Raw genomic sequence first — 19,301 nt, forward strand, 5'->3', positions numbered from 1 at the left:
CCCGTCGGGCGAAGCCCGGTTCTCATCCCCCATGCCCAAATTCTGACCGGCTTGCCCGGCTTCAGCCACCAGTCGCCCCCAGCCTGTGGACAACATTCCCGAGACCTGCGGAAAACACGGACAACCAATCCCGCAAATCGGTCATATTTACTCCTAGTGTGACATTGCACTTCGCCTGTCCTGTCCACAGGACTTGCGCACCTGCCCCGCTTCGGTTACTGGGAGGACGGCCCACTCCATGCCCGCAGATCTCGCCGTCATCGGACTCGGCCCGTTCGGCCTGCCCCTGGCCCAGGCAGCCGTCGCGGCCGGCATCCCCACACTCGGCTACCGGACCGGGCCCGAGCAGGGCTCCCTCAGCCCCGCCGAGCTGCGCCGGATGCTCTCGGGGGGCTTTAGGCACGCCACCAGCCCGGCCGAGCTCGGCCGGGTCCGCACCGCGGTCATCTGCGTGCCGACCCCGCGCGGCGCCGACGGCAAGCTGGACCTCGGCCAGGTGGAGGCGGCCGCCCGCGCCCTGGCCGCGCAGCTGCGCCCGCACACCACGGTCATCCTGGAGTCGCCCGTGCCCCCGGGCACCACCGAGGAGTTCCTGTGCCCCCTCCTGGAGGAGGGCTCCGGGCTGCAGGCGGGCCGCGACTTCCACCTCGCCTACTCCCCCAGCCGGGTCGACCCCGGCAACCGCGCCTTCACCCCGGCCAACATCCCCAAGGTGATCGGCGGCCTCACCTCCGCCTGCACCGAGTCCGCCGCCGCGTTCTACGGCCGCCTCACCGACAAGGTGGTCCGCGCGCGTGGACTGCGCGAGGCGGAGACCGTGCAACTCCTCGAGACCAACTTCCGGCACGTCAACATCGCGCTCGTCAACGAGATGGCCGTCCTCTGCAACCACCTCGGCGTCGACGTCTGGGACGTCATCCGCTGCGCGGAGACCAAGCCGTTCGGCTTCGAGGCCTTCCGCCCCGGCCCCGGCGTCGGCGGCCACGCCGTCCCCCAGGACCTGACCGGCGCCCCCGGCCGCCTGCGCATGGTCGAACTCGCCCAGCAGGTCAACAGCCAGATGCCCCGTTATGTCGTCCAGCGCGCCGCGGCCCTCCTCAACGAGCACGGCAAGTCGGCGCGCGGCGCACGCGTGCTGCTCCTCGGCGTCACCTACAAGCCGGACCTCGCCGACCAACAGGGCACCACCGCCCCGGAGATCGCCGTCCGCCTCATGGAACTGGGCGCCTCGATCAGCTACCACGACCCGCACGTCCCGTCCTGGAGCGTCCAAGGCCGGCCGGTCCCGCGCGCGGACGCCCTCTACGAGGCCGCGGCCGAGGCCGATCTGACGATCCTGCTCCAGCAGCACCGGACGTACGACCTCCAAGGCCTGTCGGTGAAGGCGCAGTTGCTGCTGGACACCCGCGGCGCCGTGCCGACGGGGGCCGCCCACCGCCTCTGACCGCATATTTGGCTGGCCGCCCTGTCACCCCCACCTGTTACTCTCCCTCCACTCGTCGCACACGCGTGCGCACACTTTCTTCGCTTCACCATCCGCTCGTTCCATCCCGTGGGGGGATTTCTGTCATGAGCCAGTCAGCTCCAACGCCGCCGCAGCAGCCCCAGCAGGCCGACGGCACCCCGGACGCCCAGCAGCCGGACGCGGTACCGCAGCCTCCGGCGCCGGACGCCCCGTACGCGCCCGCTCCGGTGCCTGTTCCCGTGAAGAACAACATCGGGCTCGGGCTGGGGGCCGCGTTCGCCGCCGCCGTGGTCGTCGCCGGTGTCTACGGCGTGATCATCGGCCTGACCAAGCACGAGATCGGCTGGGCGGCGGTCGGCGTCGGCTTCCTGATCGGCCTCGCCGCGGGCCGGCTCGGCGGCCGCAACCCGGTCCTGCCGGTCGCGAGCGCGGTCCTGTCCCTGGCCGCCGTCTACGCCGGCCAGCTGGTGGGCGAGGCCATGCTCATCGCGGACCAGGTGAAGGTCGGCTTCAACGAGGTCTTCTTCCAGCACCTCAGCGTGGTCCAGGAGGCATGGAAGGCGGACGCCGACCCGCTGACGTTCGTGTTCTTCGCGATCGCCGCGTATGTGGCGTTCACGGGGGCCAAGAAGGCGGCGGTCTGACGCTGCCGGTGCGGGGCGGGGCGGCGCGTCGGTTGTGAAAGGGGGCGCGTGGGTGTGGCGGGCTCCGGGGCTGGTGGCATGCGGGGCGCGGCGCCGGTAACGTACCTAGCAGGTGGGGCCCACCGCAGAGGGCAATGCAGTACTGCGCGGGCTCCTGGATGGTTCACGAAGTGTCCGCCCCTAGCTGCTATAGGGGCGGCCGTTCCACCGAAAAGGTGGAGCCCGCCGCAGGGGGTACTGCAGCGGGCTCCTGGCCGGTTTACGGGTGTCCGCCCCTAGTGTCTATAGGGGCGGCCGCTCACCGGCCGTAAATCCGCAAGATCCACCTCCTCCGGAACTTCACCAGCCGAAGCCGAATCTGATCCCAGCGGGTGGGCTTGCGGTGACGGCCCATGGGCACGCCCCCTTCCATGACGCCGCCCGTCAACCCGGTTGGGCGGTCCATTGGAGTTCCGGGCCGGGCCCCGGGCTGTCGGGTCCGGACACGTGCTCCTTGGAAGGGGGCGCCCCAGACAGCGGGTCGCCGATCAAGGACACTACCGCCCGCTTACGCCCGTTCGGCCCGCATTCGCCCCGAACACAACCACGCGCCCCCACCCCTCGACACGCGCCCCCACCAGCCCACTTGGGCACACAAAAGGGCCGGTCACCCACTCCTTGGGATGACCGGCCCTTCAGGCGCCGTAAGCCCTACCGCTTGTGCTGCGAGTCCGCCACCGTCACCTCGACCCGCTGGAACTCCTTCAGCTCGCTGTAGCCGGTCGTGGCCATCGCCCGCCGCAGCGCACCGAAGAGGTTCATCGAGCCGTCAGGGGTGTGCGACGGGCCGGTCAGCACCTCCTCGATGGTGCCGACCGTGCCGAGGTCGACCTTCTTGCCGCGCGGCAGCTCCTCGTTGACGGCCTCCATGCCCCAGTGGTTGCCCTTGCCCGGCGCGTCCGTCGCGCGGGCGAGCGGGGAGCCCATCATCACGGCGTCCGCGCCGCAGGCGATCGCCTTCGGCAGATCGCCGGACCAGCCCACGCCACCGTCCGCGATCACGTGCACGTACCGGCCGCCGGACTCGTCCATGTAGTCACGACGCGCCGCCGCCACGTCCGCGACCGCGGTCGCCATCGGGACCTGGATGCCCAGCACGTTGCGCGTGGTGTGCGCCGCGCCGCCGCCGAAGCCGACCAGCACGCCCGCCGCGCCCGTGCGCATCAGGTGCAGGGCCGCCGTGTACGTGGCGCAGCCGCCGACGATCACCGGGACGTCGAGCTCGTAGATGAACTGCTTCAGGTTCAGCGGCTCGTGCGAGCCGGAGACGTGCTCCGCGGAGACCGTCGTACCGCGGATGACGAAGATGTCCACGCCCGCGTCCACCACAGCCTTGGAGAACTGGGCCGTGCGCTGCGGGGAGAGCGCGGCGGCCGTGACCACGCCGGAGTCGCGCACCTCCTTCAGGCGCGCGCCGATCAGCTCCTCCTTGATGGGAGCGGCGTAGATCTCCTGGAGCCGGCGCGTGGCCCGGTCCGCGTCGAGGCCGACGATCTCGTCGAGCAGCGGCTGCGGGTCCTCGTACCTCGTCCACAGGCCTTCGAGGTTCAGCACGCCGAGGCCGCCGAGCTCGCCGATGCGGATCGCGGTGGCCGGGGAGACCACGGAGTCCATGGGGGCGGCCAGGAACGGCAGCTCGAAGCGGTAGGCGTCGATCTGCCAGGCGATCGAGACCTCCTTCGGGTCCCGCGTACGGCGGCTGGGGACGACGGCGATGTCGTCGAAGGCGTACGCCCGGCGGCCGCGCTTGCCGCGCCCGATCTCGATCTCAGTCACGTCTGTGGCCTTTCCCTGATGCGTTGCAGCGTCTTCCAGTATCGCCGACGGGTACGACAAGGGCGGCCCCGGTGCTGCCGGGACCGCCCTTGTAGGAGCCTGCTGACTGCTTGTGCGACTACTTGCGGCTGTAGTTCGGCGCCTCGACCGTCATCTGGATGTCGTGCGGGTGGCTCTCCTTGAGGCCCGCGGAGGTGATCCGCACGAAGCGGCCCTTGGACTCCATCTCCTCGATGGTGGCCGCGCCCACATAGCCCATGGTCTGGCGCAGACCGCCGACCAGCTGGTGCAGGACGCTGGAGAGCGGGCCGCGGTAGGGCACCTGGCCCTCGATGCCCTCGGGCACCAGCTTGTCGTCGGAGGCGACCTCACCCTGGAAGTAGCGGTCCTTGGAGTACGACTTCGCCTGGCCGCGGGACTGCATGGCGCCGAGCGAGCCCATGCCGCGGTACGACTTGAACTGCTTGCCGTTGATGAACTGCAGCTCGCCGGGCGACTCCTCGCAGCCCGCGAGCAGCGAGCCGAGCATCACCGTGTCGGCGCCGGCCGCGAGGGCCTTGCCGATGTCGCCGGAGTACTGCAGGCCGCCGTCGCCGATCAGCGGGATGCCCGCCGGACGGGCCGCGAGGGAGGCCTCGTAGATCGCGGTGACCTGCGGGACGCCGATGCCGGCGACCACACGGGTCGTACAGATGGAGCCGGGGCCGACACCCACCTTGATGCCGTCGACACCGGCGTCGATGAGGGCCTGCGCGCCGTCGCGGGTGGCGACGTTGCCGCCGATCACGTCGACGGAGACGCTCGACTTGATCTTCGACATCCAGCTCAGCGCGTTGCTGTTGTGGCCGTGCGAGGTGTCGACGACCAGGAAGTCCACACCGGCCTCGGCGAGCGCCTGGGCGCGCTCCAGCGCCTCGGGGCTGGCGCCCACGGCGGCACCGACGAGCAGCCGGCCCTCCGCGTCCTTGGCGGCGTTCGGGTACTTCTCGGCCTTGACGAAGTCCTTGACCGTGATGAGGCCCTTGAGGATGCCGTTGTCGTCGACCAGCGGCAGCTTCTCGATCTTGTGCTTGCGCAGCAGCTCCATGGCGTCCACACCGGAGATGCCGACCTTGCCGGTGACCAGCGGCATCGGCGTCATGACCTCGCGCACCTGGCGGCTGCGGTCGGACTCGAAGGCCATGTCACGGTTGGTGACGATGCCGAGCAGCTTGCCGGCCGGGTCGGTGACGGGGACACCGCTGATGCGGAACTTGGCGCACAGGGCGTCCGCGTCGGCGAGCGTGGCCTCCGGGTGCACCGTGATGGGGTCGGTGACCATGCCGGACTCGGACCGCTTGACCAGGTCGACCTGGTTGACCTGGTCCTCCACGGACAGGTTGCGGTGCAGCACGCCGACGCCACCGAGGCGGGCCATCGCGATCGCCATGCGGGACTCGGTCACCTTGTCCATCGCCGCGGAGAGCAGCGGGATGTTGACCCGGACGTTGCGGGAGATGCGGGACGAGGTGTCGACCGCGTTGGGGAGCACCTCGGATGCGCCCGGCAGCAGCAGCACGTCGTCGTAGGTCAGCCCGAGTGTCGCGAATTTACCGGGCACTCCGTCGACGTTTGCAGTCATGACACCTTCCCCAAATGGCCTTGATCGGTGCGGATGTCCATGCTAACGGGAAGCACGGCTCTCGAATTCCACGGTTCCGCGTGACTCTGGGCTTCGTATGTTCGTACGGAATTGCCGAGAGCCCTGTTCAAGGAAGGCGCTTACGGCAGTGGGGTTACTGCTCCGCGAGCGCCCTGAGCCGGCTCAGGGCCCGGTGCTGTGCCACCCGCACCGCTCCGGGTGACATTCCCAACATCTGTCCCGTCTCCTCGGCCGTGAGACCCACCGCGATCCGCAGCAGGAGCAGCTCGCGCTGGTTCTCCGGCAGGTTGGCCAGCAGTTTCTTGGCCCATTCGGCGTCGCTGCTGAGCAGCGCCCGCTCCTCCGGGCCGAGCGAGTCGTCCGGCCGCTCCGGCATCTCGTCGGACGGGACCGCCGTCGACCCCGGGTGCCGCATCGCCGCCCGCTGCAGGTCCGCGACCTTGTGCGCGGCGATGGCGAAGACGAAGGCCTCGAAGGGGCGGCCGGTGTCCTTGTAGCGCGGCAGCGCGAGGAGAACGGCGACGCACACCTCCTGCGCGAGGTCCTCCACGAAGTGCCGGGCATCACCCGGCAGACGGGACAGACGCGTGCGGCAATAGCGCAGCGCCAAGGGGTGGACATGGGCCAGCAGATCGTGTGTGGCCTGCTCGTCCCCGTCCACGGCGCGATGGACGAGTGCACCGATCGCCCCTGCGGCACTCGCCGCCTCGTCGTCGCGCATCGGTCCATGGTGCCTTGCGGCCGCGCGGGCCGTGGCACCGTGTCCGATGTTGTGCACCGAAGCGTTATGAGCAGGTGCGCCGGAACTCATCCCTTGCACCCTCCCCTTCCGCTCGACCGACTCGTCCCCGAGAGACTCCACACCTCAAGGATGCGGCATCCGCGCCGAAACGAGCATCGGGCACCCGGCAGGGCCTTTTGCCCAGCGGCTTTGAGGGGGGTACCGAGGCCTATCCACGCCCGCCGCGGCAGCAGCCGGTGCGGACCCGAGCCATGCCGGACGAAGGCCCTCGCAGCAGAGCTGCCAGGGCCTTTGACCGGTGCGACGAAGGGCGCCCGTGCCGGACGGCGCGCGGGCGTGCCCGAACTTCCCCGGGGTCGCCCGGCCCCACCCACCCCGCGGTGGGCGGGGGTTCCCGAACCCCCGCTGCAACACACCCGACTGGCCTAGCGAACCAGGCCCCAGCGGAAGCCGAGCGCCACGGCGTGCGCCCGGTCCGAGGCGCCGAGCTTCTTGAAGAGCCGCCGGGCGTGCGTCTTGACGGTGTCCTCGGAGAGGAACAGCTCGCGACCGATCTCCGCGTTGGAGCGGCCGTGGCTCATGCCCTCCAGGACCTGGATCTCACGCGCGGTGAGCGTGGGCGCGGCGCCCATCTCGGCGGAGCGCAGCCGACGCGGGGCCAGCCGCCAGGTCGGGTCGGCGAGCGCCTGGGTGACGGTCGCGCGCAACTCCGCGCGCGAGGCGTCCTTGTGCAGATAGCCGCGGGCACCCGCGGCGACCGCGAGGGCCACCCCGTCCAGGTCCTCGGCGACGGTGAGCATGATGATGCGCGCGCCGGGGTCGGCGGACAGCAGCCGGCGCACGGTCTCGACGCCGCCCAGTCCGGGCATGCGTACGTCCATCAGAATCAGGTCCGAACGGTCGGCGCCCCAGCGGCGGAGGACTTCCTCGCCGTTGGCCGCGGTCGTCACGCGCTCGACGCCGGGCACGGTCGCGACCGCGCGGCGGAGCGCCTCTCGGGCAAGCGGGGAGTCGTCGCAGACGAGGACGGATGTCATGGCCGCCCTCCGCAGCTGATGCACGTCACCTTGAGCCTCCAGGCTGGTACGAAATCGTCACCTGTGCGGTCGACCGTGTCGGACGCCTGCCCGAGCACTTGTTGCTTCAACCGCCTCCGCACTCTCAACGATGGTCACTCGAAAGAGTTACGGGGCCGTGTGCCATCTTCGGCACTCTACGTGAGGGCACGGACACGGTGCAGACACGCAGGGCGGACCCTCAACGTTTCATCACAACCCATGCCCCATTTAGCCCTTTTTCTTCCCATCTACTGGTGTCTGAGGCTAGATTCGCAATGAGTCATATTTTCATCTCCTTAGATCGTAGATATACGGTCGTGGGCACCGTATCCGCTCAGAACGGCTACAAGGGGTCACGCAATGGCAGATTTCTCCCGCCTTCCCGGACCGAACGCGGACCTGTGGGACTGGCAGCTTCTGGCCGCCTGTCGCGGGGTGGACAGCTCGCTCTTCTTTCATCCGGAGGGTGAGCGCGGTGCGGCCCGGAGCGCTCGCGAGAACTCGGCCAAGGAGGTCTGTATGAGGTGCCCGGTACGCGCGCAGTGCGCGGCGCACGCGCTGGCGGTGAGAGAGCCGTACGGCGTGTGGGGCGGCCTGACCGAGGACGAGCGCGAGGAGCTCATGGGACGGGCGCGCAACCGGCTGGTGGCGGCGGCGACCGGCGGGGACGGCGGCTCGAACAACTGAACTCGAACACCTGAAGGAACGTTTCTTCGACTCCATGGGATGGGCACGCGTGCGCGTGCCCATCACTCTTGCCGGTCTGCGGCCGCACGCCCCAGGTGCTCCAGGGTCGCCGCGACCGCGGGCACCTGGGCCAGGTCGGGCAGCGTCAGGGCCACGATCTCCCGCCGCACCGCCGGCTCCAGCGTCAGCACGCGCGCGTGCCGCGGCCGTACCGACTCGACGGCGAGCTGCGGCAGTACGGCGACGCCGAGGCCCGCGCCGACCAGGCCGACGACCGCCGGATAGTCGTCGGTGGCGAAGTCGATGCGCGGCGTGAACCCGGCGCTCTCGCACACCTCGACCAACTGCCCACGGCAGCGCGGGCAGCCGGCGATCCACGGCTCGTGCGCCAGATCGCCGATGGCCACGGTCGAGGCCTCGGCCAGCCGGTGCCGCTCGGGCACGAGTCCGACGAGCCGGTCGCTCAGCAGCGGTCGTACGACGAGGTCGGCCCACTCCTCCGCGGCCGCCGCGCCCTCGTAGCGGAAGGCCAGCGCCACGTCGCAGTCGCCCTCGCGCAGCAGCCCGACGGAGGCGGGCGGCTCGGCCTCCTCCAGAAAGACCCGGGTGCCGGGATGCGCGGCGCGCAGGGCCGCGAGGGCGGTGGGAACCAGCGTCGAGCTGCCGCTCGGGAAGGAGACGAGCCGTACCCGGCCGGCGCGCAGTCCCGCGATGGCGGCGACCTCCTCCTCCGCCGCCGTGAGCCCGGACAGGATCCCCGAGGCATGCCGCACCAGCGCCTCACCTGCCTGGGTCAAGCGCATCTCGCGGCCCCCGCGGACGAGCAGCGGCGTGCCGACCGACGCCTCCAGGGCCTTCATCTGCTGGCTGACGGCGGGCTGCGTACAGCCCAGTTCACGCCCGGCGGCCGAGAAGGAGCCGGTGGCGGCGACGGCGCGCAGAACGCGCAGATGGCGGGCTTCGATCACCCTTCGAGGATAAGTGATCCTTTGATTGGGCGCCCGATAATGCGTCGACACTTTGAGAGGACATCCCCTACCGTTCGGGCATGAAGCTACTGTCAGTGAACCTCGGCCGTCCGAAGTCCGTGCCGTACACGGGCCAGCCGGACGGGGTGACCGGCATCGACAAGCAGCCGGTGGACGGGCCGGTGCGGGTGGCGGCGCCGGGGCCCAAGGGGATCGGCGCGAGCGGGCTGGCCGGGGACGCGGTGTGCGAACTGCGCCACCACGGGGGCGACGACCAGGCGGTGTACGCGGTCGCGCGCGAGGATCTGGACGACTGGGAGCGCGAGTTGGGGCGCCCGCTGCCGAGCGGCTCGTTCGGCGAGAACCTCACCACCGTGGGCCTCGACATATCCGGCGCGCTGATCGGCGAGCGCTGGCGCATCGGACCGGAGGTCGTCCTGGAGGTCACCTCCGGCCGGATCCCCTGCCTCACCTTCCAGGGCCATCTGGGCGAGAAGGGATGGGTGAGGCGGTTCACGCGGAAGGGTGCTCCGGGCGCCTATCTGCGGGTGATCGAGCCCGGTGAGATCCGCTCCGGCGACCCGGTCGAGATCGTGCACCGGCCGGACCACGACGTGACGGTGGCGCTGCAGTTCCGCGCGGTCACGACGGAGCGGGAACTGCTGCCGCGGCTGCTGGCGGCGGGTGAGGCACTGCATCCGGACGGACGTGAGGCGGCGCGTCTGTACCTGGAGAAGCACGCTTCCTGACAACCCGTCAGGTATTCGCTCTTCTCCGATGCTTCACCACCGTCGGGCTCTGTGCAGAGATCGGAGTCCCACAGTCCGGGTCACTACCCTTGGGCCATGACAACGGCTCTGATTACGGGATCGACCGCGGGCATCGGCGCCGCGTTCGCGCGGCGGCTTTCGGCCGACGGGCACAACCTGGTGCTCGTCGCCCGCGACACCAAGCGACTGCAGGAACAGGCGACCGAACTGCACGACCGGCACGGCATCGAGGCGGAGGTGCTCACCGCCGACCTCGCCACGGACGAGGGCATCGAGGCCGTGGCCGCGCGCCTGGCCGACCGCAAGAACCCCGTCGACCTGCTGATCAACAACGCCGGCTTCGGCAACAAGGGCCGCTTCCTCGACGTAGCCCTCGCCGACGAGTTGCAGATGCTCAAGGTGCACTGCGAGGCGGTGCTGCGGCTGACCATGGCGGCGACCGAGGCGATGCGCGAGCGCGGTCGCGGCGGGGTCGTCAACGTCGCGTCCGTGGCCGCCTTCGTGCCGCGCGGCACGTACGGAGCCTCCAAGGCGTGGGTCGTGCAGTTCACGCAGGGGGCGGCGAAGGACCTGGCGGGCAGTGGCGTGCGGTTGATGGCGCTGTGCCCGGGGTTCGTGCGGACGGAGTTCCACCAGCGGGCCGGGATGGGCACGGACAACATCCCCGGGTGGATGTGGCTCGACGCCGACAAGCTGGTGGCGGCGGCACTCTCGGATCTGGCGCGGGGAAAGTCGCTGTCCATTCCGGACGCGCGGTACAAGGCGCTGATGGGCATCGTGAAGGTGACGCCCCGGGGCCTGCTGGGCGGGATCACCTCGCGGACCGGCCGGAAGTACGGGCCGCAGTAGCCTTCCGGCGCTCGGGGGGCGCCGTGGGGCCCCGGTGGGAGAATGGTGCTGTTCAACCGGACCTCGGGGACCGGAGGCAAGACCATGACCTTCGTTCAGATCATCGACTGCAAGACCAGCCGGTTCGACGACATCAACCGACTGATGGACACCTGGGTCGAGCAGACCAGGGGGAAGCGGACGGCGACGCACGCGGTGGTCGGCAAGGACCACTCCGACGCGTCCCACTTCATCGAGATCGTCGAGTTCCCCTCGTACGAGGAGGCGATGCGGAACTCCAACCTGCCCGAGACCGACAAGGTCTTCCGCGAGATGGTGGCTCTCTGCGACGAGATGCCGACCTTCACCGACCTGGACGTCGTGCGGGACGAGCAGTTGTACGCGGCGAACGTGCGGCGGTTCTTCGAGACCATCGCCACCAAGGGCGAGCTGCCGCCGCTCGACGATCTCATCGCCGAGAACTACCACGACCACGATCCCGCCAACGAGCAGGACACCATGGGCATGGACGCCATGCGGCGCGAGATCGGCATGTGGCGCAGCGGGTTCGACTTCACCTTCGACATCGAGGACCAGATCTCGCAGGGCGACCGGGTGAGCACCCGGTGGACCTGGCGCGGCACCCAGACCGGTGAGTTCATGGGGCTCCCGTCCACCGGGAAGAACGTCGTCATGACGGGCACGACCATCTTCCGGTGCAATGAGGAGGGGAAGATCGTCGAGGGCTGGTGGGAGTACGACCGGCTGGGGCTGATGGCGCAACTGGGCGCGCTGGAGGGGCTGGAGAAGTAGCAGAACGGCGAAAGGCCCGGCACCCCAGGGGTGCCGGGCCTTCGTACCGTCTACTGAGCGGTGTCAGTGGGCGTGGCCGTGGCCGTGGCCCGCGGCGGCCGGCTCTTCCTCTTCCTTCTTCTCGACGACCAGGGTCTCGGTCGTCAGCAGGAGGGAGGCGATGGAGGCGGCGTTCTCCAGGGCGGAGCGGGTGACCTTGACCGGGTCGATGACGCCGGCCTTGACCAGGTCGCCGTACTCGCCGGTGGCGGCGTTGAAGCCCTGGCCCTTCTCGAGCTCGGCGACCTTGGAGGTGATGACGTAGCCCTCGAGGCCGGCGTTCTCGGCGATCCAGCGCAGCGGCTCGACGACCGCGCGGCGGACGACGGCGACACCGGTGGCCTCGTCGCCGGTCTTGCCGAGGGAGCCCTCGAGCACCTTGGCGGCGTGGACCAGCGCGGAGCCACCACCGGAGACGATGCCCTCCTCGACCGCGGCGCGGGTCGCGGAGATGGCGTCCTCCAGACGGTGCTTCTTCTCCTTCAGCTCCACCTCGGTGGCGGCGCCGACCTTGATCACGCACACGCCGCCGGCCAGCTTCGCGAGGCGCTCCTGGAGCTTCTCGCGGTCCCAGTCGGAGTCGGTGTTCTCGATCTCGGCCTTGATCTGGGCCACGCGGCCGACGACGTCCTCGGAGTTGCCGGCGCCGTCGACGAGGGTCGTGTCGTCCTTGGTGACCGTGACGCGACGGGCGGAGCCGAGCACGTCCAGGCCGACCTGGTCCAGCTTGAGGCCGACCTCCTCGGAGATGACGGTGGCGCCGGTCAGGATCGCCATGTCCTGCAGCATCGCCTTGCGGCGGTCACCGAAGCCCGGGGCCTTCACCGCGACGGCGTTGAAGGTGCCGCGGATCTTGTTGACGACCAGGGTGGACAGGGCCTCGCCCTCGACGTCCTCGGCGATGATCAGCAGCGGCTTGGAGGAGTTGGTCTGGATGACCTTCTCCAGCAGCGGCAGCAGATCGGCGATGGAGGAGATCTTGCCCTGGTTGATGAGGATGTAGGGGTCCTCCAGGACGGCCTCCATGCGCTCCTGGTCCGTCACGAAGTACGGCGACAGGTAGCCCTTGTCGAAGGCCATGCCCTCGGTGAAGTCCAGCTCCAGACCGAAGGTGTTGGACTCCTCGACGGTGATGACACCGTCCTTGCCGACCTTGTCCATCGCCTCGGCGATGAGCTCGCCGACCTGCTGGTCCTGCGCGGAGAGCGCGGCCACGGCGGCGATGTCGGACTTCTCGTCGATCGGGCGGGCGGTGGCGAGGAGGTCCTCGGAGACGGCCGCCACGGCCGCGTCGATGCCCTTCTTCAGCAGCGCCGGGGAGGCACCCGCGGCGACGTTCTTCAGGCCCTCGCGCACCAGCGCCTGGGCGAGCACGGTGGCGGTGGTGGTGCCGTCACCCGCGATGTCGTTGGTCTTGGTCGCCACCTCCTTCACCAGCTGGGCACCGAGGTTCTCGTACGGGTCCTCGACCTCGACCTCGCGGGCGATGGTGACGCCGTCGTTGGTGATGGTGGGCGCGCCGAACTTCTTGTCGATGACGACGTTGCGGCCCTTGGGGCCGATCGTCACCTTGACCGTGTCGGCCAGCTTGTTGACGCCGCGCTCGAGGGCGCGACGGGCGTCCTCGTCGAACTTCAGGATCTTCGCCATGACAGCGGGAGCCCTCTCGGATCTGTGGGTTCAAAAAGACACTGCGCCCCGGGCGCCCGGCTGATTAATGGTCGCGGGGGCCAGGGGCGCAGCTCAAAGCAGAATGCTTCGGTGAATTACTTCTCGATGATCGCGAGCACGTCGCGGGCCGAGAGGACGAGGTACTCCTCGCCGTTGTACTTCACCTCGGTGCCGCCGTACTTGCTGTACAGCACGATGTCGCCGGTCTTGACGTCGAGCGGCAGGCGCTCGCCGTTCTCGAAGCGGCCCGGGCCCACGGCCAGGACGACGCCCTCCTGGGGCTTCTCCTTGGCGGTGTCCGGGATGACCAGGCCAGAGGCCGTGGTCTGCTCGGCGTCCAGCGGCTGGACCACGATGCGGTCCTCGAGCGGCTTGATGGCAACCTTGGAGCTGGCGGTCGTCACGATCCGACCTCCCCCTTCGGAGATCTCACGGGGTTAACTGTCTGAGGTGGCGACCAGGTGGATCCGTCGTCGCGGGTGCCGGACCTGCCCGTCGCGTAGTTGGCACTCTCCAGTGGGGAGTGCCAGAGCCGAGACTATGACCGCGATTAGCACTCGGTCAAGCGGAGTGCCAATGCCGGCGGCGCGTCGGGGGGTTTTCGGTTGACCGCGGGCCTCGGCGCACATCCCGGGGGCTGCCGCCCCCAGACCCCCGCTCCGGCCTGAACGGCCTCGTCCTCAAACGCCGGACGGGCTGAAAATGCCGTGCCCGCCGCCGGGGTGTTCCGGCCCTCGGGCTCACAGGTAGTCCTCCAGGCGGGCCACCGCGTATCCCTCGGCCGTGACCCTGTCCAGGAAGCGGCGCATGTCGTCGACCATCGTGCCGTTCCACTCGTCACGGCCGCGGAAGTGGGTGAGGACGATGTCGCCGGGGTGCAGGTCCCGGTCGTCCTCGCGGTACTCCCAGTGGTCGACGAAGACCTCCTCGTCCCAGATGGGCGCGTACTTGATGCCACAGGACCTGGCGGCCATCAGGGTGTCCTGGTTGTAGTTGCCGAAGGGCGGGCGGAAGAGGGTCGGGCGCCTGCCGAACTGCTTCCTCATGATCGTCTGCATACCGCAGATCTCGTGCTTCTGCTCCCGGTAGGACAGCGCCGGGAGGTAGGGGTGGGTGAGGGTGTGGTTGTTGAGGGTCACGCCCTCGGACTGCATCCGGCGGAAGTAGGCGTAGTCGTCCTTGATCAGGAAGTTGCTGAGGAAGGCGGTGTACGGGATCTTCAGGTCGCTCATCATCCGCAGGAACGCCGGGTCCTTCTCGGCGCCGTCGTCGATGGTCAGGAAGACGACCTTCTGCTTGGTGGGGACCGTCGTGAAGACGGGCGGGAGGTTCAGTTCCTCCTGGTCGTCCACCTCGAAGCCCTTGCGCGCCCTGATCTTCGGCTTCTTCACGGGCGGTGCCGGAGCCGTCAGCGGGACCCTCGCCAGGTCCCAGTGGCGCGCCGCGGCGGCTCGGGCGATGTACGCGGAGCGCAGCTTCGTGGCGTAGGAGTCGAGGGCGCGGGCCGGGGGCGCGTGCAGGGGCGGCTCCTGGCCGGGGGCCGGGCGTACCGGCGGGCCGCCGAACTGGGCACAGCCCGAGGCGATGGCCGCGACGGCGAGCACGGCGATTCCACCGCGGACCCATGTCACTCCGTAAGCGCGATTTTTATCGTTTTGTACTACTGCTCGCATGGTGCCGGATCATGGCAGGCCACCACCCGGATCCCGGCCCGCCACGCGGCCGGAGGCGCACCGTCCACCGACTGGCCCACAATGGGCCGGTGAACGACCTCGCCGACCTGCTCACCCCCGAAGGCCGCGCCCTCCTCGACGAGGTGCGCGGCACGGCCCCGGCCGACGAACTCGCCGTCGCCACCCGGCTGCGCCGCGACCACCCCGCCGAGCTGGTGTCGGCGGCGCTCGGGCAGGCGCGGCTGCGGCAGCGGGCGGCGGCCAAGTTCGGCGCCGAGGACGCGGAGCGGATGTTCTTCACGCCGAACGGGGTGGAGCAGTCGACGCGGGCGAGCGTCGCCACCTACCGGGCCGAGCGGCTGAAGGCGCTGGGCGTCACCTCGCTCGCCGACCTGTGCTGCGGGATCGGCGGCGATGCCATCGCGCTGGCCCGGGCCGGCATCCGGGTGCTGGCCGTGGACCGGGATCCGGCGACGGCGGCCGTGGCGCGCGCGAACGCCGAGGCGCTCGGGCTCGCCGGGCTGATCGAGGTGCGGGAGGCGGACGTCACGGAGGTGGAGACGTCCGGTTACGACGCCGTGTTCGTCGACCCGGCCCGGCGGGGTGGGCGCGGCCGCATCTTCGACCCGGAGTCCTACTCCCCTCCCCTGTCCTGGGCCGTGGACGCGGCCCGCAAGGCTCCCAGGGCCGCGCTGAAGATCGCGCCGGGCATCCCTCACGAAGCGATCCCCTCCGAGGCCGAGGCCGAGTGGATCTCGGACGGCGGGGATGTGAAGGAGGCCGTGCTGTGGTTCGGGACGGACCCGGGGGCGGTCCGGGCGACACTGCTGCCGGGACCGCGCACGCTGCTCGGGAAGGGCCTGCCTGACCCCCAAGTCCGGCCCGTCGGGCGGTACTTGTACGAGCCCGACGGCGCCGTCATCCGCGCCCATCTGGTCGCCGAGGTGGCCGAGCAGCTGGACGGCGGGCTGGTCGACGCGACCATCGCGTACATCACCGCCGACGAGTTGCGGCCGACGCCGTATGCCACCGCGTACGAGATCACCGATCAACTCCCCTTCAACGTGAAGAAGTTGAAGGCGCTGCTGCGGGAGCGTGGGGTCGGGACGCTGACCGTGAAGAAGCGGGGGTCGGCCGTCGAGCCGGAGGAGCTGCGCAGGAAGGTGAAACCGCAGGGGCCGGGCTCGGCCACCGTGTTCCTGACCCGGGTGGCGGGAGCGCCGACCATGCTCCTCGGGCACCCCGCCTGATCAGGACGGATCGGCCGCACGGCGCAGCAGCAGCTCCCGCTCCCGTTCGTTGCGTGCCAGTCCCGCCGCCCGTTCGAACTCCTCGCGCGCCTCGTCGGTGCGCCCGAGCCGTGCCAGCAGGTCGCCTCGGACGCTGGGCAGCAGGTGGTAGTCGCGCAGGGCGGGTTCGGCGGCGAGCGCGTCGACGATCGCCAGCCCCTGCGCCGGTCCCTCCGCCATCGACACGGCGACCGCGCGGTTGAGCTCGACGACCGGGGAGGGCGCACGGGCGGCGAGCAGGCCGTACAGCGTCGCGATGCTCGGCCAGTCGGTCTCCTCGTAGGTGTACGCGTGCGCGTGGCAGGCGGCGATGGCGGCCTGGAGGGCGTACGGGCCGGGGGCGCCCGTGGCGGTGGCGTCGGCGCGGTGGAGGGCCGTGATGCCGCGGGCGATGAGCATGCGGTTCCAGCGGCGGCGGTTCTGGTCCTTGAGGAGGACGGGTTCGCCGTCCGGGCCGGTACGGGCGGCCGCGCGGGAGGCCTGGAACTCCAGGAGGGAGGTCAGGGCGTGCACCTCCGGCTCCTTGGGCATCAGCCCGGACAGCACACGGGCCAGGCGCAGCGCGTCCTCGCAGAGGGCGGGGCGCAGCCAGTCGTCGCCGGCCGTGGCGGCGTAACCCTCGTTGAAGATCAGGTAGATGACGTCCAGGACGGAGCCGAGCCGGGCCTCGCGTTCGGGGCCGTAGGGCACCTCGAAGGCGATGTTCCGGGTGGCGAGGGTCTTCTTGGCGCGGACGATGCGCTGGGCGACCGTGGGCTCCGGGGTGAGGAACGCGCGGGCGATCTCGGCCGTCGTCAGGCCGCCGAGGAGGCGGAGGGTGAGGGCGATGCGGGCCTCGGCGGACAGGACCGGGTGGCAGGCGGTGAAGACCAGGCGGAGCAGGTCGTCGTCGATGTCGGCGGGGTCGGCGGGCTCCTCGGGCGGGGCGGTGGTTTCGAGGGTGCGGCCGATCTCCCGCAGTTTGCGGGCGTAGTTCTCCCGGCGCCGGATCAGGTCCACGGCGCGGCGGCGGGCGGTGGCCATGAGCCAGGCGCCCGGGTTGTCGGGCACGCCGTCGCGCGGCCACTGTTCCAGGGCGGCCACCAGGGCGTCCTGGGCGAGTTCCTCGGCGATGCCGACGTCGCGGACCAGGCGGGCGACGGCGGCGATGATGCGCGGGGATTCGAGACGGAAGACGGTCTCGATCGCGTGGCGGGGGTCGGCGGCGGTGGCCTGCGGGGCGGTGGGCTGTGGTTCCACAGCCCACCATGCAACACCCCCGGCGGCCTCGGGCCAAGGAATGATCAGCCTTCGGCGATCTCCCGCACCTCGCAGGTCACCGTCCAGTGCTCCTCGTGCACCTTCAGGAACCGCTTGGTCCACTCCAGTGCCTCGGCCTTGTCCTTGCACTGCATGATCGCGTAGCCGCCGACGACCTCCTTGGACTCGGTGAAGGGGCCGTCGGTCACGGAGATCTGCCCGCCCTCCCAGTGCACGCGGGTGCCCTGTGCGGAGGGGGTCAGCCCGGCCGTGTCGAGCATGACCCCGGCCTTGGTGATCTCCTCGATCAGCTCGCCCATGCGCTGCATCAGCTCGGGGCTGGGGCCCTCCGCGGGCGCGGACTTCTCGTCGATCTTCACGAGTGACAGGTAACGCGGCATGGTGACTCCTCGGTCGCGACGGGGCCGGTCCTTCCCGGCCTCTCACCGGTGCGTCGATCGGGAGAGGCCGGAATCGACAGGCTCCGCGGATTTCTTCGGAGTTTTTTCCCGGCGCGCTGACCTGCCAGGATCCGCTAGGACAGCTCCCAGCCGAACGCCGCCTTCGTGTACGGCGCCCCGACCGTCCGCCCGCCGAAGGTGAACGCCGCGTCGGTCACGATGCCCGTGGGACGCCCCCGCAGGGACCAGACCGCGCCGTCGCCGGCGTTCTCGTGGGGCGCCGCCGCCGCGAGGTCCGCGTAGCCGTTGCCGTTGATGTCGATCAGACTGACCGCGCCGCCGAAGCTGTCGCTCGTCTCGACGGCTCCGGGGACGCCCTTGGTGTTCTGGGTGAAGCCCTGGGCGCCCTTGCCGGTCAGACCGCTCCGGCTGCCGTACAGGACGTCGACCATGCCGGCCCCGTCGTCGTAGCCGAGTTCCTCGCCGGGCGCGCCCACGGCCACGTCGTCGTAGCCGTCGCCGTTGACGTCGCCGACCGCCACCGCGGCGCCGAACTCGTCCACGGTCTCCTTGCCGCCGGGGACGCCCTCGGTGTTCTGGCTGTACGTCTTCCAGGTGGACCGCGGCTTGAGACCGGAGGCCGAGCCGAGGGCCACGGTGACCGTGTTGTAGTTCTCGGCGCCCCGGACGATGTCGCCGTAGCCGTCGTGGTTGATGTCGCCGAAGGCCACCCCGCCGTCGCCCTCGGGGGCCTGGGCGGAGGTGAAGGTGTCTCCGGAGGCGTTGGCCAGGTAGAAGCGGGAGGTGGAGGCGCCCTCGCCGATGTAGTCGGTCAGCGCGAGGTCGTCGCGTCCGTCGCCGTTGACGTCGCCGGCGGCGGCGTCCAGGACGTCGTCGTACTGGAGGTCGGTCGCGCCGAAGGCCCTGGTGGCGGCCGGCTTGCCGGTGCGGGAGAGCGGGCCGGTCCAGACGGTGGCCGTGGTGCCCTCGGGGTCGTCGTGCCCGGAGCGGCCCCCGCGGAACAGGGCGAGGTCCTGCTTGCCGTCACCGTCGAAGTCGCCGGCCTGGGTGACCGCGGCGGGCACGGACACCCCGCCGGACAGACCTCTCTGGCCGCCCCAGACGACGACCGCGTCCCGTACCGAGGAGGCCTCCCCGACGATCAGGTCGGTGCGCCCGTCGCCGTCGAGATCGCCCTTGGACAGCTGGATGCCGAAGCTGTCGCCCGCCTGGGGGCTGCCCGGAATGCCGCTGGTGGCACGGCTGACGACCGTGCGCCGGTCCTTGGTCAGGCCGTGCGGCCCGCCGTACATGACGACGACCTCGCCCGCCCCCTTCTGGCCGCCGACCGTGGCGCCCGGGGCGCCGATGGCGAGGTCCTTGTAGCCGTCGCCGTTGAAGTCGTCCCGGACGGTCCTCGGGGCGGCGGCCGCGGCACTGCCCGCCAGCGCGGGGACACCGCCGAGCGCCAGCACACCGGCGATCACCGGCACGGCCCAAGTGGCTTTGTACGAACGCGAGATGGACATCTGGAATCCCCCTGGTGACGGCAGTGCG

18 protein-coding genes are annotated in these 19,301 nt (G+C 70.5%); 7 read left to right on the top strand and 11 right to left on the bottom strand.

Annotated features, from left to right (window positions below):
* Positions 1-238 precede the first annotated feature (238 nt).
* Both ABT254_RS01575 and ABT254_RS01580 read left to right on the top strand, forming a co-directional pair.
* Complete coding sequence (locus tag ABT254_RS01575) at positions 239-1,444, top strand: nucleotide sugar dehydrogenase (protein ID WP_351462433.1); 1,206 nt, start codon at positions 239-241, stop codon at positions 1,442-1,444.
* Positions 1,445-1,569: 125 nt separating this feature from the next.
* A complete protein-coding gene (locus tag ABT254_RS01580; RefSeq protein WP_351462434.1) occupies positions 1,570-2,109 on the top strand; it encodes a hypothetical protein in 540 nt (179 codons plus the stop codon).
* A gap of 690 nt (positions 2,110-2,799) precedes the next feature.
* Here the strand turns inward: ABT254_RS01580 and ABT254_RS01585 are convergent.
* The 4 genes from ABT254_RS01585 to ABT254_RS01600 all read right to left on the bottom strand — a co-directional run bounded on the left by ABT254_RS01585 (position 2,800) and on the right by ABT254_RS01600 (position 7,345).
* Positions 2,800-3,924, bottom strand: a complete 1,125-nt coding sequence (locus ABT254_RS01585; protein ID WP_351462435.1) for a GuaB3 family IMP dehydrogenase-related protein — start codon at positions 3,922-3,924, stop codon at positions 2,800-2,802.
* 118 nt (positions 3,925-4,042) lie between these two features.
* Positions 4,043-5,545, bottom strand: coding sequence for an IMP dehydrogenase (gene guaB / locus ABT254_RS01590; RefSeq protein ID WP_351462436.1), 1,503 nt, complete (start codon positions 5,543-5,545; stop codon positions 4,043-4,045).
* Between the two features lie 154 nt (positions 5,546-5,699).
* Positions 5,700-6,287, bottom strand: a complete 588-nt coding sequence (locus tag ABT254_RS01595) for a sigma-70 family RNA polymerase sigma factor (protein ID WP_030930346.1) — start codon at positions 6,285-6,287, stop codon at positions 5,700-5,702.
* Positions 6,288-6,733: 446 nt separating this feature from the next.
* A complete protein-coding gene (locus ABT254_RS01600) occupies positions 6,734-7,345 on the bottom strand; it encodes a response regulator transcription factor (RefSeq protein ID WP_003948568.1) in 612 nt (203 codons plus the stop codon).
* Between the two features lie 381 nt (positions 7,346-7,726).
* On the opposite strand from ABT254_RS01600, the gene ABT254_RS01605 reads away from it, so the two are divergent.
* Entirely contained in the window at positions 7,727-8,053 is a 327-nt protein-coding gene (locus tag ABT254_RS01605) for a WhiB family transcriptional regulator (RefSeq protein ID WP_351462437.1), read from the top strand.
* A gap of 62 nt (positions 8,054-8,115) precedes the next feature.
* Here the strand turns inward: ABT254_RS01605 and ABT254_RS01610 are convergent, their stop codons facing one another.
* Entirely contained in the window at positions 8,116-9,021 is a 906-nt protein-coding gene (locus tag ABT254_RS01610; RefSeq protein WP_351462438.1) for a LysR family transcriptional regulator, read from the bottom strand.
* 80 nt (positions 9,022-9,101) lie between these two features.
* Here ABT254_RS01610 and ABT254_RS01615 point away from each other — a divergent pair, with 80 nt between their 5' ends.
* The 3 genes from ABT254_RS01615 to ABT254_RS01625 all read left to right on the top strand — a co-directional run bounded on the left by ABT254_RS01615 (position 9,102) and on the right by ABT254_RS01625 (position 11,432).
* Complete coding sequence (locus ABT254_RS01615; protein WP_351462439.1) at positions 9,102-9,770, top strand: MOSC domain-containing protein; 669 nt, start codon at positions 9,102-9,104, stop codon at positions 9,768-9,770.
* Between the two features lie 96 nt (positions 9,771-9,866).
* Complete coding sequence (locus ABT254_RS01620; protein ID WP_351462440.1) at positions 9,867-10,640, top strand: SDR family NAD(P)-dependent oxidoreductase; 774 nt, start codon at positions 9,867-9,869, stop codon at positions 10,638-10,640.
* Between the two features lie 84 nt (positions 10,641-10,724).
* Positions 10,725-11,432 carry an ester cyclase gene (locus tag ABT254_RS01625; RefSeq protein WP_351462441.1) on the top strand — a complete coding sequence of 236 codons (708 nt, stop codon included), beginning with the start codon at positions 10,725-10,727 and terminating at the stop codon, positions 11,430-11,432.
* A gap of 63 nt (positions 11,433-11,495) precedes the next feature.
* On the opposite strand, the gene groL is transcribed toward ABT254_RS01625, so the two are convergent.
* The 3 genes from groL to ABT254_RS01640 all read right to left on the bottom strand — a co-directional run bounded on the left by groL (position 11,496) and on the right by ABT254_RS01640 (position 14,815).
* On the bottom strand, positions 11,496-13,121 hold the full coding sequence (gene groL / locus ABT254_RS01630) for a chaperonin GroEL (RefSeq protein ID WP_351462442.1): 1,626 nt from the start codon (positions 13,119-13,121) through the stop codon (positions 11,496-11,498).
* Between the two features lie 116 nt (positions 13,122-13,237).
* Positions 13,238-13,546 (bottom strand): co-chaperone GroES, encoded by a 309-nt coding sequence (gene groES, locus ABT254_RS01635; RefSeq protein ID WP_055493212.1) that lies wholly within the window; start codon positions 13,544-13,546, stop codon positions 13,238-13,240.
* A gap of 336 nt (positions 13,547-13,882) precedes the next feature.
* Positions 13,883-14,815 carry a polysaccharide deacetylase family protein gene (locus ABT254_RS01640; protein ID WP_351462443.1) on the bottom strand — a complete coding sequence of 311 codons (933 nt, stop codon included), beginning with the start codon at positions 14,813-14,815 and terminating at the stop codon, positions 13,883-13,885.
* A gap of 89 nt (positions 14,816-14,904) precedes the next feature.
* Here ABT254_RS01640 and ABT254_RS01645 point away from each other — a divergent pair, with 89 nt between their 5' ends.
* Positions 14,905-16,065, top strand: a complete 1,161-nt coding sequence (locus ABT254_RS01645; RefSeq protein WP_351462444.1) for a THUMP-like domain-containing protein — start codon at positions 14,905-14,907, stop codon at positions 16,063-16,065.
* On the opposite strand, the gene ABT254_RS01650 is transcribed toward ABT254_RS01645, so the two are convergent.
* From ABT254_RS01650 to ABT254_RS01660, 3 genes are all read right to left on the bottom strand, one after another.
* Positions 16,066-17,343, bottom strand: coding sequence for an RNA polymerase sigma factor (locus ABT254_RS01650; protein WP_351462445.1), 1,278 nt, complete (start codon positions 17,341-17,343; stop codon positions 16,066-16,068).
* Positions 17,344-17,387: 44 nt separating this feature from the next.
* A complete protein-coding gene (locus ABT254_RS01655; protein WP_351462446.1) occupies positions 17,388-17,744 on the bottom strand; it encodes a YciI family protein in 357 nt (118 codons plus the stop codon).
* Between the two features lie 134 nt (positions 17,745-17,878).
* Positions 17,879-19,273, bottom strand: a complete 1,395-nt coding sequence (locus ABT254_RS01660) for an FG-GAP-like repeat-containing protein (RefSeq protein ID WP_351462447.1) — start codon at positions 19,271-19,273, stop codon at positions 17,879-17,881.
* Positions 19,274-19,301 lie beyond the last annotated feature (28 nt).

This window comes from Streptomyces sp. NPDC001137 (assembly GCF_040298885.1).
Taxonomy (GTDB): Bacteria; Actinomycetota; Actinomycetes; order Streptomycetales; family Streptomycetaceae; genus Streptomyces.

Bases quoted from the DNA above. Each gene is read 5' to 3' on its own strand.
- ABT254_RS01575 (WP_351462433.1), top strand. From the start codon at position 239: ATGCCCGCAGATCTCGCCGTCATCGGACTCGGCCCGTTCGGCCTGCCC.
- ABT254_RS01580 (WP_351462434.1), top strand. From the start codon at position 1,570: ATGAGCCAGTCAGCTCCAACGCCGCCGCAGCAGCCCCAGCAGGCCGAC.
- guaB (WP_351462436.1), bottom strand. From the start codon at position 5,545: ATGACTGCAAACGTCGACGGAGTGCCCGGTAAATTCGCGACACTCGGG.
- ABT254_RS01595 (WP_030930346.1), bottom strand. From the start codon at position 6,287: ATGCGCGACGACGAGGCGGCGAGTGCCGCAGGGGCGATCGGTGCACTC.
- ABT254_RS01600 (WP_003948568.1), bottom strand. From the start codon at position 7,345: ATGACATCCGTCCTCGTCTGCGACGACTCCCCGCTTGCCCGAGAGGCG.
- ABT254_RS01605 (WP_351462437.1), top strand. From the start codon at position 7,727: ATGGCAGATTTCTCCCGCCTTCCCGGACCGAACGCGGACCTGTGGGAC.
- ABT254_RS01615 (WP_351462439.1), top strand. From the start codon at position 9,102: ATGAAGCTACTGTCAGTGAACCTCGGCCGTCCGAAGTCCGTGCCGTAC.
- ABT254_RS01620 (WP_351462440.1), top strand. From the start codon at position 9,867: ATGACAACGGCTCTGATTACGGGATCGACCGCGGGCATCGGCGCCGCG.
- ABT254_RS01625 (WP_351462441.1), top strand. From the start codon at position 10,725: ATGACCTTCGTTCAGATCATCGACTGCAAGACCAGCCGGTTCGACGAC.
- groL (WP_351462442.1), bottom strand. From the start codon at position 13,121: ATGGCGAAGATCCTGAAGTTCGACGAGGACGCCCGTCGCGCCCTCGAG.
- ABT254_RS01640 (WP_351462443.1), bottom strand. From the start codon at position 14,815: ATGCGAGCAGTAGTACAAAACGATAAAAATCGCGCTTACGGAGTGACA.
- ABT254_RS01655 (WP_351462446.1), bottom strand. From the start codon at position 17,744: ATGCCGCGTTACCTGTCACTCGTGAAGATCGACGAGAAGTCCGCGCCC.
- ABT254_RS01660 (WP_351462447.1), bottom strand. From the start codon at position 19,273: ATGTCCATCTCGCGTTCGTACAAAGCCACTTGGGCCGTGCCGGTGATC.